General features: G+C 55.7%; 14 protein-coding genes. 5 read left to right on the plus strand and 9 right to left on the minus strand.

All coding sequences use genetic code 11. From position 1 onward, the window contains the following. Nucleotides 1-15 precede the first annotated feature (15 nt). Nucleotides 16-1,896 carry a monovalent cation:proton antiporter-2 (CPA2) family protein gene (locus ACR0EO_RS05270; protein ID WP_480687693.1) on the plus strand — a complete coding sequence of 627 codons (1,881 nt, stop codon included), beginning with the start codon at nt 16-18 and terminating at the stop codon, nt 1,894-1,896. 30 nt (nt 1,897-1,926) lie between these two features. Here the strand turns inward: ACR0EO_RS05270 and cobT are convergent, their stop codons facing one another. Continuing rightward, nucleotides 1,927-2,940, minus strand: a complete 1,014-nt coding sequence (gene cobT, locus ACR0EO_RS05275) for a nicotinate-nucleotide--dimethylbenzimidazole phosphoribosyltransferase (RefSeq protein WP_480687695.1) — start codon at nt 2,938-2,940, stop codon at nt 1,927-1,929. A 79-nt stretch (nt 2,941-3,019) separates the two neighbouring features. Between cobT and cobS the strand changes: the two genes are divergently transcribed. Then, nucleotides 3,020-3,784 carry an adenosylcobinamide-GDP ribazoletransferase gene (cobS, locus tag ACR0EO_RS05280; RefSeq protein ID WP_480687697.1) on the plus strand — a complete coding sequence of 255 codons (765 nt, stop codon included), beginning with the start codon at nt 3,020-3,022 and terminating at the stop codon, nt 3,782-3,784. Here the strand turns inward: cobS and ACR0EO_RS05285 are convergent. From ACR0EO_RS05285 to ACR0EO_RS05310, 6 genes are all read right to left on the minus strand, one after another. After that, nucleotides 3,781-4,551, minus strand: coding sequence for a potassium channel family protein (locus ACR0EO_RS05285; protein WP_480687699.1), 771 nt, complete (start codon nt 4,549-4,551; stop codon nt 3,781-3,783). The genes cobS and ACR0EO_RS05285 overlap by 4 nt on opposite strands. Nucleotides 4,552-4,662: 111 nt before the next feature. Next, nucleotides 4,663-5,172 (minus strand): CarD family transcriptional regulator, encoded by a 510-nt coding sequence (locus tag ACR0EO_RS05290; RefSeq protein WP_170487060.1) that lies wholly within the window; start codon nt 5,170-5,172, stop codon nt 4,663-4,665. Between the two features lie 283 nt (nt 5,173-5,455). Beyond that, nucleotides 5,456-5,794 (minus strand): ferredoxin FdxA, encoded by a 339-nt coding sequence (fdxA, locus tag ACR0EO_RS05295; RefSeq protein ID WP_480687701.1) that lies wholly within the window; start codon nt 5,792-5,794, stop codon nt 5,456-5,458. 66 nt (nt 5,795-5,860) lie between these two features. Continuing rightward, complete coding sequence (locus ACR0EO_RS05300; RefSeq protein WP_480687703.1) at nt 5,861-6,226, minus strand: RNA-binding S4 domain-containing protein; 366 nt, start codon at nt 6,224-6,226, stop codon at nt 5,861-5,863. 6 nt (nt 6,227-6,232) lie between these two features. Then, on the minus strand, nt 6,233-9,040 hold the full coding sequence (locus ACR0EO_RS05305; RefSeq protein ID WP_480687705.1) for a helicase-related protein: 2,808 nt from the start codon (nt 9,038-9,040) through the stop codon (nt 6,233-6,235). 22 nt (nt 9,041-9,062) lie between these two features. Then, nucleotides 9,063-9,671 carry a tetratricopeptide repeat protein gene (locus ACR0EO_RS05310; RefSeq protein ID WP_480687707.1) on the minus strand — a complete coding sequence of 203 codons (609 nt, stop codon included), beginning with the start codon at nt 9,669-9,671 and terminating at the stop codon, nt 9,063-9,065. 31 nt (nt 9,672-9,702) lie between these two features. On the opposite strand from ACR0EO_RS05310, the gene ACR0EO_RS05315 reads away from it, so the two are divergent. The 3 genes from ACR0EO_RS05315 (at nt 9,703) to ACR0EO_RS05325 (ending at nt 12,865) form a co-directional block, all read left to right on the plus strand. Continuing rightward, a complete protein-coding gene (locus ACR0EO_RS05315; protein ID WP_480687709.1) occupies nt 9,703-9,993 on the plus strand; it encodes an SCP2 sterol-binding domain-containing protein in 291 nt (96 codons plus the stop codon). Next, nucleotides 9,993-10,970, plus strand: coding sequence for an alpha/beta fold hydrolase (locus ACR0EO_RS05320; RefSeq protein WP_480687711.1), 978 nt, complete (start codon nt 9,993-9,995; stop codon nt 10,968-10,970). Before ACR0EO_RS05315 ends, ACR0EO_RS05320 begins: the two co-directional genes overlap by 1 nt. 74 nt (nt 10,971-11,044) lie before the next feature. After that, nucleotides 11,045-12,865 carry a M3 family oligoendopeptidase gene (locus ACR0EO_RS05325; protein WP_480687713.1) on the plus strand — a complete coding sequence of 607 codons (1,821 nt, stop codon included), beginning with the start codon at nt 11,045-11,047 and terminating at the stop codon, nt 12,863-12,865. On the opposite strand, the gene ACR0EO_RS05330 is transcribed toward ACR0EO_RS05325, so the two are convergent. Next, nucleotides 12,866-13,741 carry a DMT family transporter gene (locus tag ACR0EO_RS05330; protein ID WP_480687715.1) on the minus strand — a complete coding sequence of 292 codons (876 nt, stop codon included), beginning with the start codon at nt 13,739-13,741 and terminating at the stop codon, nt 12,866-12,868. 12 nt (nt 13,742-13,753) lie between these two features. After that, on the minus strand, nt 13,754-14,023 hold the full coding sequence (locus tag ACR0EO_RS05335) for a DksA/TraR family C4-type zinc finger protein (RefSeq protein WP_480687717.1): 270 nt from the start codon (nt 14,021-14,023) through the stop codon (nt 13,754-13,756). Between the last annotated feature and the right edge of the window lie 38 nt (nt 14,024-14,061).

The raw sequence follows: 14,061 nt of genomic DNA on the forward strand, positions 1-14,061 counted from the left end.
ACCGAGAGGACAAAAATGGACGACTTCCTTTACCAGGCTTCGATCTATCTGGCTGCTGCCGTGATCGCCGTGCCACTGTCGGCGCGTCTGGGTTTGGGATCAGTACTGGGATACCTGGCGGCCGGTATCGTCATCGGACCGGTTTTTGGATTGGTTGGGGCTGAAACAGAAAGCCTGCAGCACGTTGCCGAATTCGGCGTTGTGATGATGCTGTTCCTGATCGGCCTTGAACTGGAGCCCCGCGCGCTGTGGGACATGCGAGACAGGCTATTGGGTTTGGGTGGCCTGCAAGTTGGCCTGTCAACTGCCGCAATTGCCTGCGTCGCCATGTATGCAAATCACCCATGGTCCGTCGCTTTGGCCGTTGGTTTGACGTTGTCTCTGTCGTCTACTGCGATCGTATTACAAACGCTGTCTGAGAAAGGCTTAATGCAAACGAACGGTGGCCGTGCAACGTTTTCAGTACTGCTGACACAAGATATTGCAGTTATTCCGATCCTCGCGCTTTTGCCCCTGCTGGCCTTGCCTGCAATTCCCCATTTGGAAAGCGACGGGTCTATAGATCGGGGTGTTGCGGATCTTCACGACACAGGTCATCACAGCCTGTCTCTTGTCGACGGCTTGCCGGGGTGGGCTGTCACCCTAGTGACCGTCGGAGCAATTGCCTTCGTCATACTTGCGGGTATCTACCTGACGCGCCCTCTGTTTCGCTTTATCCACGCGACGCGCTTGCGCGAAATGTACACTGCATTGGCTTTGATGATTGTCGTCGGGATCTCATTCCTAATGACACTTGTTGGCCTGTCCCCTGCTCTGGGCGCATTCTTGGCAGGCGTGGTATTGGCCAGTTCAGAGTTCCGACATGAAATGGAGAGCGACCTTGAACCCTTCAAAGGGTTGTTTCTGGGCTTATTTTTCATCACCGTCGGCGCAGGAATTGATGTTGCCTACTTCTTCAACGATCCGTTCGATCTGATTGGACTGGCCCTTTTGGTAATACTCGCCAAAGGGATCATCCTCTATCTCGTCGGGCGCGCCTTCAAGCTGCGTGGCCGGGATCACTGGCTGTTTACGTTGGGCCTTGCTCAGGCGGGGGAGTTCGGGTTTGTACTGCTTGCGTTTTCGACCCAGCAGAACGTTATCCCTCAGGATCTATCGCAAAAGCTGTTGATGATCATCGCGCTGACGATGCTGATCACCCCGCTTTTGTTCATTATCTACGACGTGTTGTCCCGTCGTATTGGCGACGGCGCACCACCTCCTGAACCCGACGAGATCGACGAAAAGGGCCCCGTGATCATTGCCGGGATTGGGCGTTTTGGTCAAATTGTGAACCGACTGGTCCGCGCGAGTGGATTCAAAACCGTCGTTTTGGATCACAATATTGAAACCGTCCAGCTGATGCGCCGTTTTGGGGTAAAAGGTTTTCTAGGAGACCCCACCCGGCCTGAGTTGCTACGAGCGGCCGGGCTTGAAAAGGCTGCTGTTCTGGTCGCAGCGATGGATGACAGGAAGCAGGTCACACGACTTGTAAGTTACGCACGGCGTCAGCGCTCGGACCTGCACATTATCGCCAGAGCCCACGATCGGACCCATGTGTACGAACTGTACCAAGCAGGCGCCAACGACATTGTCCGCGAGATGTTCGACAGTTCACTGCGGGCTGGACGCTATGTTTTGGAGAATATCGGCCTTAGTGAGTACGAGGCAGCACAGGCAGAGCAGACCTTCTATCGGCACGACCGTAGCTCTGTACGTGAATTGGCGGAACTCTGGATACCGGGCATGCCAACCGCCGAAAACAAAAAGTATATCGAGCGTGCGCAACAGCTTGAGAAGGATCTGGAAACCGAGCTTCTAGAGTTGGCCGAAAAACACGCCCAGAAGTCGGCCTGATCGGATCAACCTCCGATCAGGCCGTGGTCTTTAACCGTCAGAAACACCGGCCTCGGCGAAAGTGGCCATGCCGGAATGGCATGCGACCGCGCTTTTGAGGATGTTGATTGCAAGCGCCCCGCCCGAGCCTTCACCCAAGCGCAGCCCCAGTTTCAGCAAGGGTTGCTTGCCCAGTTTTTCCAGCACCGCACCATGCGCGCCCTCAGCGCTTTGATGTCCTGCGACGGTGTGGTCCAGAGCCGACGCTGAAAGGTTCGAAAGGCATGCGGCAGCGGCTGAACAAATAAAGCCGTCCAGAATAACCGGAATACGCAAACCCCGAGCTGCTGCGATGGCTCCTGCCATTGCGGCAATTTCGCGTCCGCCGAGGCAGCGAAGAATGTCCAAGCCGTCCCCGGCTTCGCTGTGCAGAGCTACCCCTTCGGCAACGACACGAGTTTTGTTGACCAGCCCCGCATCGTCTACGCCGGTCCCGCGGCCAGTCCAATCCGAGGCCTCACCTCCGAACAACGCGCATGCAATCGCTGCGGCAGGAGTGGTATTGCCGATACCCATTTCGCCGACCACCAGCAGGTCTGCCTGCGGATCAACTGCCGTCCAACCGACGCGCAAAGCACTTAGAAGTTCGTCTTCTGACATTGCCGGCCCACTGGTAAAGTCCGCTGTCGGGCGATCCAGTTCCAGCGCATGGACGTCCATAGTTGCGCCTGCCGCCTTGGCCAGTTGGTTGATCGCTGCGCCGCCATGTTCGAAATTCATGACCATTTGTACGGTCACTTCCGGCGGAAAGGCAGAAACACCCTGTGCCGTAACACCATGGTTGCCCGCGAAGACGATGACCTGCGGTGCGTTGATTTGCGGCCGGGCATCCCCACGCCAACCAGCATACCAAATCGCCAGATCTTCGAGCCGTCCAAGCGCACCCGGAGGCTTGGTCAGCTGCCCGTTGCGGTCAGTGGCCCCTTGCAGTGCGGTATCGTCAACCCCCGGAGCCTGTTTAAGAGCGTCGCGAAAGGTATTCAGGTCATTAAGTTCAGGCAGCATCGAAAGCCTCGTTGCATCAGAGTGGTCCTGTGTGTTTAACCGAAGCGTCCAATCCAACAAGACCCCGAAAGGCGCGGGAGTGCAAAAAAACGACACCAAACTCTTTTCCGCACGGGATTTTCCGCTGGCACTGGTATTGCTGACCCGCCTACCCGTCCCGCGACTACCTGAGACTATCTTTACGCGGCAAGCAGATGCAGCTTGGGCTTTTCCCTTGGTTGGCCTCGTTGTTGGAGTTTTGGCATGTGCCGTCGGCTGGAGTGCGATGGCACTCGGATTACCTGCTATTGCCAGCGCGGTTCTAATGATCGCGACAATGGTCGTAAGCACCGGAGCTATGCATGAGGACGGCCTTGCTGACACAGCCGACGGCCTTTGGGGCGGCTTCACCCCTGAGCGTCGACTTGAGATCATGAAGGACAGTCATATCGGAGCGTACGGCGTTCTAACTCTGATCCTGACCCAATTGATGCGGGTCGCTCTGATCGCAGCCTTTTTGGCGGCAGGTTCATACGCTTCAATCCTTGCGGCGTGCATAGTATCACGCGCGTTCATGCCGGTTCTGATGAGCACCTTGCCCAACGCTCGCAAAAGCGGTCTGAGCCATTCTGTCGGCGGTCCAAGGGCTTTGACGGCCCTAACAGGGTGTGGGTTGGCCGCTGTCTGCGCTGTGTTGTTGATGGGCTTTGGTGCCGCCCTTCCCATCGTCATCGCAGCAGTTGTCGTCGCTGCGCTTGCCTGGGTGGCAAAGGCTAAGATCAACGGACAAACCGGCGATATCCTGGGTGCCACGCAGCAACTGGCTGAGCTTGCTTTCCTGATGGCAGCCGTAGCAGCGCTCTAGGACGTGCCCCCAGTTTCAATCCTTAACACCTCGCCACAGTGCTTACAGTGCACGGCGTCTGGGTCGTGGCGATAGAGGCCGCAACTCGGACATTTGTGTCGAACCTTCTGCGGCATAAAGATTGCTTGCGCCAAACGCACAAACAACGCGACCCCAACTACCATGATAAACACCGAAAACAGCTTACCAGCGGGGGTCGAAAGCGTGATGTCCCCAAAGCCGGTGGTCGTTAGGGTCGCCATGGTAAAGTAAAGCGCGTCGATATACGCGGTTTGGCTGTTGTCGGGGATGAAAAAGACCAAAACCGCAGTAGAGGTCGCAAATACAAACACCATTAAATTGATCGCAGCAATGACGGCATCTTCATGTGTTCTAAAGAATTGACTGTCCCGCCTCAAATCCCGAAGCAAATGGTATGAGTGGATCAGTCTGAGGGCCCGCAAAATACGAACAAAAGCCAAATTCCCAGGCAAAAATGGCTCTAAAAGCAACGACGCGATCACCACAATGTCGGCAAGAGTGTAAATCTTACACAGCAGTTTCCAACGGTCTTTGGATATCCAAAGCCTAGCCAGGAAGTCCAAAAGTATGACGAAACCGACACACAGGCTGGCTATCGTTAATCCCGGACCGTGCGGAACATTGGCCGTGGAAATAAAAAACACGATCGAAACCGCGTCGAACAGGATCAGGCAATACCGAAACCAGACCGAAACCGGCTCATGCGCAACGTATAGGAACTTAACGGTTTGCTTTATCCGGGTCATGTATCCGCCTCTAGCTACAGGGAAATTAGCTGCAAACGCGAATTTCACCAAGACCAGACACGAAAAAGGCCGCCCCGGCAGGAGCGGCCCTTAAATACGTATCAGCAGCTATCAGGCAGCGCGGGAGGTTAGAACCTCATCCACCTGTTTTGCGGCCGAAACCTCCCCGGCGCCTGAAACGGCGGCTACTTCGCGCGTCAGTCGCTCAAGCGCTGCTTCGTACAGCTGACGCTCGGAATAGCTCTGCTCGCGCTGATCGTCAGTGCGGTGCAGGTCACGAACAACTTCGGCGATCGAGATGAGATCACCCGAGTTGATCTTTTGCTCATATTCCTGAGCGCGACGGGACCACATGGCGCGTTTCACCTTGGCCTTACCCTTCAGGGTTTTCATCGCTTGGCTGATGACATCAGGTGAACTGAGCGACCGCAAACCAGATTCAGTGATCTTGTTGGTGGGCACTCGCAGGGTCATCTTGTCTTTCTCAAAGGAGATAACGAACAGCTCGAGTGAGAATCCCGCAACTTCTTGCTCTTCGATCGAAATGATCTGGCCCACACCATGCGCTGGGTAGACAACATAGTCATTCGGGCGGAACTCAAGCTTTTTCGACTTTGACATACAGGTTCATCCTTGATTACAGAGCGAAATGAAGACGACAAAACACCGACGGCGAGGCCCTAAATGGCCCCGTCAGGCGGTTGGTGTGTCGAAAATTCAGAACTCCAAAGCGATCATACTTACGGAGTACATCCCCATCTCATTCAACATTCAGCTTTTGAGTATATCACAAAAATGCGACACCTGAAAGGTCACGCCACAGCATAGACTGAAAAGCCCCTATTTATCAGATTGGTACAGCCTGCTTTTGCACCTGAACCAATAAGTTTAGCGAGCGAATCGGTTAACCGCCTTCGCCGGGTGCTTCGGAGAAGTATTTCTCCATCTTACCCTCTTCGCCGTCGCGCTCTTCATAACCGGGCATCGGATCCTTTTTGGTTACGATAACCGGCCACTGTTCCGAATACTTACGGTTAAACTCGACCCACTGATCCATTCCTGGCTCAGTATCCGGACGGATGGCGTCTGCGGGGCACTCTGGCTCACACACGCCGCAGTCGATGCATTCGTCTGGGTGAATGACCAGTGTGTTCTCACCTTCATAGAAACAGTCCACCGGGCATACCTCGACACAGTCGGTATATTTGCAGGCGATACAGTTTTCAGTGACGACGTAGGTCATGGTCGGATTCCCGTTTGCGCTTTGGGCGTCTAGCTAATCCAGTATTACGCCCTCTTCAAGGGCGGATCAGCTGTCAGAGGTGCGAGAAAGATCAAGAGCGCGCCGATCTTTCTTAGTCGGACGACCTTTTCCTTCAAACCCAGGATTTCGCGGCTTTGCGTCCTGCTTTTCGGTCAAATCGAAGTACAGCGTTTGCGCCTCGGGCGCCGGGCCGCGACGTTCGCCGAGCTTTTCCACTCGAACAACCCGTACGATACGACCCTGAGGAAAGGTCAAAACATCACCGGCACCCACGGCTTGTGCCGGTTTTAGGACCCGGTTTCCATTCAAACGGACGTGGCCACCGCTGACCTGTTTGGCGGCCAGGCTGCGGGTCTTGAAGAACCGCGCCTGCCACAACCATTTGTCGATCCGCAGCTTGGCCTCGGCCATTGGCGATTAGTTACCGTCCTTCAAACCCATCAGCGCAGCTGCAAACGGGTTATCGGGATCGATAGCCTTTTCTTTCTTTGGAGGACGCGAAGAGAAGGTTTTGGAACCCTGAGGTTTGCCCCCCTTCTTACCCTGCGGCTTACCGCGGCCGTCCTGAGGTTTGCCACGCGGCTTGCCTTTGCCCTGCCCTTGGCGTTGATCACGGCGCGGACCTCGGTTGGCCTGACGCTGACGACCCCAAGTAAAGGTGAAAAAGACTTCGACCTCAGGCTCTTCTGCTGCCGGAGCCTCGGCTGATGCCTCGGTGCTTTCGGCGGCCTCGGCTGGCGCCTCGGCGGGAGTGGCAACCTCTTCGGTTGTCGTCTCAGACGCCGATGTCTCGTCGGCTGCTGGTTGCTCGGCCGTTTCGGCGGTGGTTTGCTCTGCTGGAGCAGGTTTCACCTTTTGACGCTCGCCGCGTTCCGCGTTGTAGCCCAGTCCCTTCATCAAATCGGCGAACTGTTCCAGTGTCATGCCAGTGATCGACAGCATATCAGGCTTGGCTTCGAACCCGCCACGGCTGTCTTCGGCGCGCAACATGTCGGCCAGACGTTCCAGCATATCGATCCGGATCGAACGTTCGCCCGCATCACGGTAGCCACACATCGTGTCGTACCCTTCAGGCGCATCCTTGGCGACAGGCACAGTCACCAGACCCGGTGGCGGTGCTTCGGGGAATTCCTGAAGACCGTTGGACAGCGCCCACAGCACCAGACGCAGGCGCGTTGGTGCGGGTTTCAGCAACAGTGGCATGAAGATGGTGAACTGTCCGAACCGGATGCCGTGCTTACGCAGAGCGCCACGAGCGTCCTGATCCAGATCCTTAACCTCTTGCGCTACGCCAGCACGCGGCAGAACGCCGAGAGATTCGACCATGCGGAAGGCGAAACCTTTCGCCAGCCCTGTCAGCTCTTCGTCACGCGAAAGGTTCAGCAGCGGCTCGAACAGCGCGGCCACTTTACGGTCAATGAAATGCTGCAGACGACGCTGAACTTTCTGTTCAACATCTGGACCAGCGGCCTCATCAACAAAAACCTCGACCAATGGCTTGAGAGGCTCTGCACCGGCAACAAGTTTGCCGACGGCGTATTCGCCCCACATCAGGCCACCCTGATCAGTGAAATCAATTTCGGTATCGGGCGCGTTGTAGAAGCGATCGGCACGCAGATGGAATTGCGGCGCGAGTGCTTGCAGGGAAGCCGATTTCAAGGCTTTCGCCTCGGTTCCTTGCGCGCTTTTGTCCGGGCTAAACCGGAAACCTTCCAAACGACCGACGAATTCGCCTTCGACGGTCACTTCACCCTTGTCATTTACTTCGGCCAAAAGGGCCTCCTTCTGTTTGAGCCGGCGCAACAAAACCGATGTACGCCGGTCCACAAATCTTTGAGTCAGACGGTCGTGAAGAGCGTCTGACAGCCTGTCTTCTACAGTGCGCGTTTCATCACGCCAATGCGATTCGTCACGCACCCAACCGTTTCGTTGCGCAACATATGTCCAGGTGCGAATATATGCCAACCTTTTGGAGAGTGCATCAATATCTCCGTCGGTGCGATCGATACGGCGAATTTGCCGCGCCATGAAGTCATCGGGTATCGATCCGCGTTCGTGCAGATGGCCATAGATCACCTCTAACAACCCTGCGTGCTCGGCGTGGCTTATGCCTCTAAAATCTGGGATTCGACATACATCCCACAGCAAACGGACCGACTGTGCGTCGCTGGCGCGGGCCATCACTTCGGTCACTTGCGAGAGCGACTTGAGCGCATTCAGGTCGTCAGCGGGCCGTGCCTTAATCAGATGCTCGCTGTCTGGACCAACCTCCAACGAATCGATGAGAGCCTCAATCGAGCCAAATCTCAAAGCAGCATTTCGCCAATTCAGCTTCTTCATCGGCGTAAAGCGGCTATCCATGATCGCCTGAGCGACGCCTTCATCCAAAGGCGGTGCCTCACCAGTGACACCAAAGGTTCCGTCCGACATGCCGCGACCGGCTCGACCAGCAATCTGGGCAAGCTCATTTGGGGCCAATGGGCGCATCCGTCGTCCGTCGAACTTGGTCAGCGAGGAAAAAGCCACGTGGTTCACATCCAGGTTTAGCCCCATTCCGATCGCATCAGTGGCTACCAGATAGTCGACCTCGCCATTCTGATAGAGGTCCACCTGTGCATTCCGCGTGCGCGGACTAAGCGCCCCCATGACAACAGCCGCACCGCCCTTTTGACGGCGTAAAAGTTCAGCGATTGCATAGACGTTATCGACAGAGAACCCCACGATGGCGCTCCGTGGAGGCATCCGGCTGATCTTCTTCGAACCGGAGTACACCAGCTGCGACATGCGATCCCGTCGAACAAACTGCGCCTCGGGCACCAACGCGGCGATTGGGCCGCGCATCGTGTCTGCTCCAAGAAAGAGAGTCTCATGCGTGCCGCGCGCGCGCAGCAGGCGGTCGGTGAAGACATGACCTCTCTCAGGATCAGCACATAGCTGGATTTCGTCGATCGCGACAAAATCAGCGCCCATACCTTCGGGCATCGCCTCAACGGTACAAACCCAATACTGAGTTCGCGGAGGGACAATGCGCTCTTCACCTGTAACCAGTGCTACAACTGATGGGCCACGGATCGCTACGATCTTGTCGTAAATCTCTCGCGCCAGCAGACGCAATGGCAGGCCGATTACACCAGTCCGGTGTCCCAGCATCCGCTCAATCGCGTAATGAGTTTTACCTGTGTTGGTTGGGCCAAGTACGGCCACGATTCGGGATGACCCGCTCACCTTTGCCCCCTGCCCCGGCTCTTTAGAGGGCCGAACCCTCGACCTGAGGCTTCAGTCGATTCACCGCACTGGTTACTTCTTCATGGTGAGGATGTATAGACAGCGCGCGTTCATAGGCCTCAAGTGCCTGATCAGGCTTACCAATGATTTCGAAAATCAGGCCCAGGCCGTAGATTGCTTCGTAGTTGTTGGGATTTAGTGTCAGGGCATGCTCTAGATCCGCAACAGCCATGCCAAAACGTTCCATACCAAAAAATGCCGACGCCCGAACGTGCCACCCTTCAGCGAAAAGAGGTGCGTGATCAGTCAGCGCTGTGAGATGCTCAATCGCTGCCTTGGTGTCGCCATCGTCCAACGCCTCGCGCCCCCTCTCCAACAAGAGATCCGCAGATGCAGACCCGGAAAGTGACCACAAAGCTTTGAGTTGGCGATCGATCCCGACCGCTTGCTCAGGAGTGGCTTGCGACAGCTGCTGCAAAAGTTCCTGTTCGTCCTTGGAATCAGCTTGCTGGGCGAAACAAGGAATGGAAAACGTGACTAGCAGCGCTGTTGCCGCAACGATACCTTTGAGATTGTTTCTTGCAATGCCCATAACAATGTTCAGTGTAGCGTAGCGCCGGGGGATGTCCATTCCCTGCGCTCAAATCAAAGTGAGGAAAACCATGAGCGACACTCTGGAAAAAGCCGCAGCAGCGCTGAACGAAAAACTGTCTGGCGGCGACTTTAGCGCTTCGGCGAAATTTGCCATCGCCGATCTCGGCTCGATCGTTCTGGACGCAAGCGGCGCGCGCGTCAGCGATGACGAAGCGGATGTAACCATGAGCGCAGATGTCGATACCTTTGAACAGATCCTCAGCGGTGAGCTGAACCCAACGGGCGCGTTCATGTCTGGTAAGCTGACTGTGGATGGCGACATGGGTGTCGCTATGCAACTGGCGTCGGCGCTGGCCTGATGGAATTGTCGCCGGCCCCCTTGTTCGAAGACGTGGCCGGCGGTCCTGCCGGTGGTCAGGCCCACTGGTTAGACACCTCTGATGGCGTACGCATCCGTTTAGGCCACTGGCGCCCAGAAGGCGCCGCGTGCGGAACGGTAATGATGTTTCCGGGTCGCACGGAGTACATTGAAAAATATGGCGATTCTGCCACCGAATTCGTCGGCCGGGGCTTCGCGTTCTTGGCAGTCGACTGGCGTGGTCAAGGGCTGGCTGATCGACCATTGGACGACCCGCGTGTCGGTCATGTGGACAAATTCACCGATTATCAGAATGACGTTCAGGTAACGCTGGAACTCGCAACCGCTCTGGATTTACCCAAGCCGTGGTATGTGATCGGGCATTCGATGGGCGGCGCAATAGGTCTGCGAGCTGTGTTAGAGCTCGACTGCTTTGCAGCTTGCGCGTTCACTGGCCCGATGTGGGGCATCTTTTTCACGCCAATCATGAAGCCTCTTAGTCGCCTAACGGCTTATTGGGGCCCAAGGTTTGGGCTAGGTGAAAAAACTCCTCCGACGACGTCGCTGGAAAGCTACGTGGCGACGCAGCCCTTCGAAGGAAACGCGTTGACCCGCGATCCAGAGATGTACCAGATGATGAAGGACCAGCTGGCCGCTCATCCCGAGTTGGCACTGGGCGCACCCTCTACCATTTGGTTACGAGAAGCTCTGGATGAATGCGCATGGCTGATGGAGCAAACCGCACCCGAAACGCCGTGCCTGACTTTCCTGGGCAGCCACGAGCAGATCGTTGATCGCAAAGCTATCCGTGAGCGTATGGCGAATTGGCCGAACGGTACGTTGGTCGAGATTCCAGATGGCGAACACGAAGTCGTAATGGAAGCGCCGGATGTGCGCGGCCCTGTCTTCGATCAACTGGCTGCGCATTTTCAGGCGGCACAGTCAGACACACAACCGGAACCTGTCCTCTCAAACTAAAGGGCCATTGGTCGCTTGTGATCCGCGCCACTCGCGCCTAGATGTTTGCGAAAGCAGATATTCCGAGGTGATCCATGCGCGACCTTCCCTTTCCAGTCCGTGACGCAAACGCAATTGGTGGGGCCGAAAATCTCGGCAACCTTCCGGAATGGGATCTGACTGATCTTTATACCTCGGAAGAAGCCCCCGAGCTTGATCGGGACTTAAACTGGCTCGAAGGCGAGTGTGCCGCGTTTGCTGCGGACTATGAAGGCAAGCTGGCCGAGTTGGATGCCGATGGTCTTCTGAATTGCGTGCTGCGCAACGAAAAGATCAACGCAATTGCTGGCCGCATCATGTCTTTCGCCGGGCTGCGTTATTACCAACTGACCACCGACGCTGACCGCGCAAAGTTTCTGTCGGACATGCAGGAAAAGATCACCGTATTCACGACGCCTCTGGTCTTTTTCACACTCGAGATCAACCGTATCGACGATGACGTGCTGAAGGCACTCTTTGACGCGAACGCTGACCTGGCCCGATACGAACCCGTTTTCCGCCGTATTCGTGCGATGAAACCATACCAGTTGTCGGATGAGCTGGAAAAGTTCCTGCACGATCTGGGCGTTGTTGGAGATGCGTGGGAACGTCTGTTCGATGAAACCATCGCTGGCCTGACCTTTACAGTCGACGGTGAAGAGTTGAACATCGAAGGCACGCTGAATCTGCTAACAGAACAAGACCGCTCAAAGCGCGAGGCCGCGTCTCGAGAGCTGGCCAATGTGTTTCAAGACAATATCAAAACCTTTGCCCGTGTTCACAACACTCAGGCCAAAGAAAAGGAAATTGTCGACCGCTGGCGCAACATGCCAACCGCTCAGACCGGACGCCACCTTTCGAACGATGTCGAACCCGAAGTGGTTGAAGCGTTGCGCGAAGCGGTTGTTGCCGCCTACCCCAAGCTCAGCCACCGCTATTACGAGTTGAAACGCAAATGGCTGGGTCTGGACGTAATGCAGGTCTGGGACCGAAATGCGCCACTGCCGATGGAAGACAGCCGCATTGTTGGATGGGATGAAGCTGAGAAAACAGTGATGGATGCCTATAACGCGTTTGATCCCCGTATGGGTGAAATCGCGGCGCCGTTCTTTTCGAAAGGTTGGATCGATGCGGCAGTTAAACCGGGCAAAGCACCCGGTGCGTTTGCGCATCCCACCGTAACCGACGTACATCCGTATGTAATGCTCAACTACCTGGGCAAACCTCGCGATGTGATGACTCTGGCACATGAACTGGGTCACGGCGTTCATCAGGTACTGGCTGCTGATCAAGGAGAGATGCTGTCGTCTACCCCTCTGACATTGGCCGAGACGGCTTCGGTGTTCGGCGAAATGTTGACGTTCCGCAAGATGCTGGATCAGGCGGAAACGAAGGAACAGCGCAAAGTTCTATTGGCTGGCAAAGTCGAGGACATGATCAACACGGTGGTCCGCCAGATCGCATTCTACGACTTCGAATGCAAGCTGCACGCCGCCCGCCGCGAAGGCGAGCTGACGCCGGATGACATCAATGCCCTATGGATGAGCGTTCAGGCCGAAAGCCTTGGGTCAGCGTTCGAATTCATGGAAGGGTACGAGACCTTCTGGGCCTATATCCCGCACTTCGTCCACTCGCCCTTCTATGTCTACGCTTATGCATTTGGCGATGGGTTGGTGAATGCGCTCTATTCCGTGTACGAAAGCGGGTCAGAAGGCTTTGAAGATAAGTATTTCGAGATGCTGCGCGCTGGTGGTTCCAAGCATCACAAGGAACTATTGGCCCCGTTCGGGCTGGACGCCAGCGACCCCAAGTTCTGGGATAAAGGCCTGTCTATGATCTCGGGCTTCATCGACGAACTTGAAGCGATGGAAGACTGATCACTTCTGGTTTTTGGTCGTCAGGAACACGGCTGCCACAATCAGTACAGCTCCGAGGGCTGCAATCGGCGTGATTGTGGCCCCCAAAAACAGGGCTGAGTTGATGAACGTGAACACGACCGAAGCGGCAAACATCAAAGTCGCCGTCAGTGTCGAAACCCGGGCCGCGGCCTCGTACCACAAGTAATAGGCAAGCGCGGTCGGTAGCACACCCAACAACACGAGGAACAGAACATCGTTTCCCGTTGGCAACTTCAGCGAAAAGGCCGCCAAGGGCAGCAACAAGATACCTGCGCATAAGAATATTCCGAAAAGGAAATTCAGACGTTCTCCGGTTGTCTTCGAACTCCTCATCGCCCTACTGCTGGATATAAGGAATACGGCCCAGCTTAGGCCGGCGCCAATCTCTAACAAGTCGCCGAATAGGGGCTCTCCGCCACCCTGAAAGTCCCTGTAAACAGTAAGAAAAACACCCAGGATCGCTAGGCCAGTAGCCAGCACTTCCACGCGAGTTACCGGCGTATCAGCAAAGAAATACAGGAAGATCAGAACAAAAAATGGGGCTGTATTCTCCAACACCATCGCATTGGCTGCACCGGTGTGTTCCAACCCTATATGGAACAGGATGTAGTTGACGACCGTGGACAGAACGGCCAATCGAAAGTTCCAGTCACCCAACTGGATCGACACTGGAACCCGCATCACTCGCAGCATTGCATAGATCGCAAGCGCCGCGATAAACAATCGGGTCACGGCAATCTGCAGCCCGCCAAAATCACTGGTAAGGTAGCGAACAATGACACTGTGGGTGCCCCACAGGAACGCCGCAAGAAACCCCAGAACCAGACCGTTTTGCATAAGGTTGGTTTTGGGCATTCCCTGCCCCACTTACTTCAATTGGCTATCTTTGGAACCGCGCCTATTAATTCCTGATCGCGCCTTGAAGGCCCCGTCCCTTTCTTGCTGACACTCAAGACACAGCTTAACGCCGGGAATAGCGGCTCTACGTTTTTCGGGAATAGGTTCTTCACACTCGGCACAATGGGTCAGACTCTCACCCACGGGGCGTTTCTGCGCCTGCATACGGGCCAGTTCATCCGAAATGGAAGCTTCGATCTGTTCACTTACCGCGCCATCGCGCGCCCATCCGCCTGCCATGGGTCCCCTCCTGATCAGGTGAAGGACAGACTAACCGA

This window comes from Ruegeria sp. BE9, assembly GCF_056538765.1.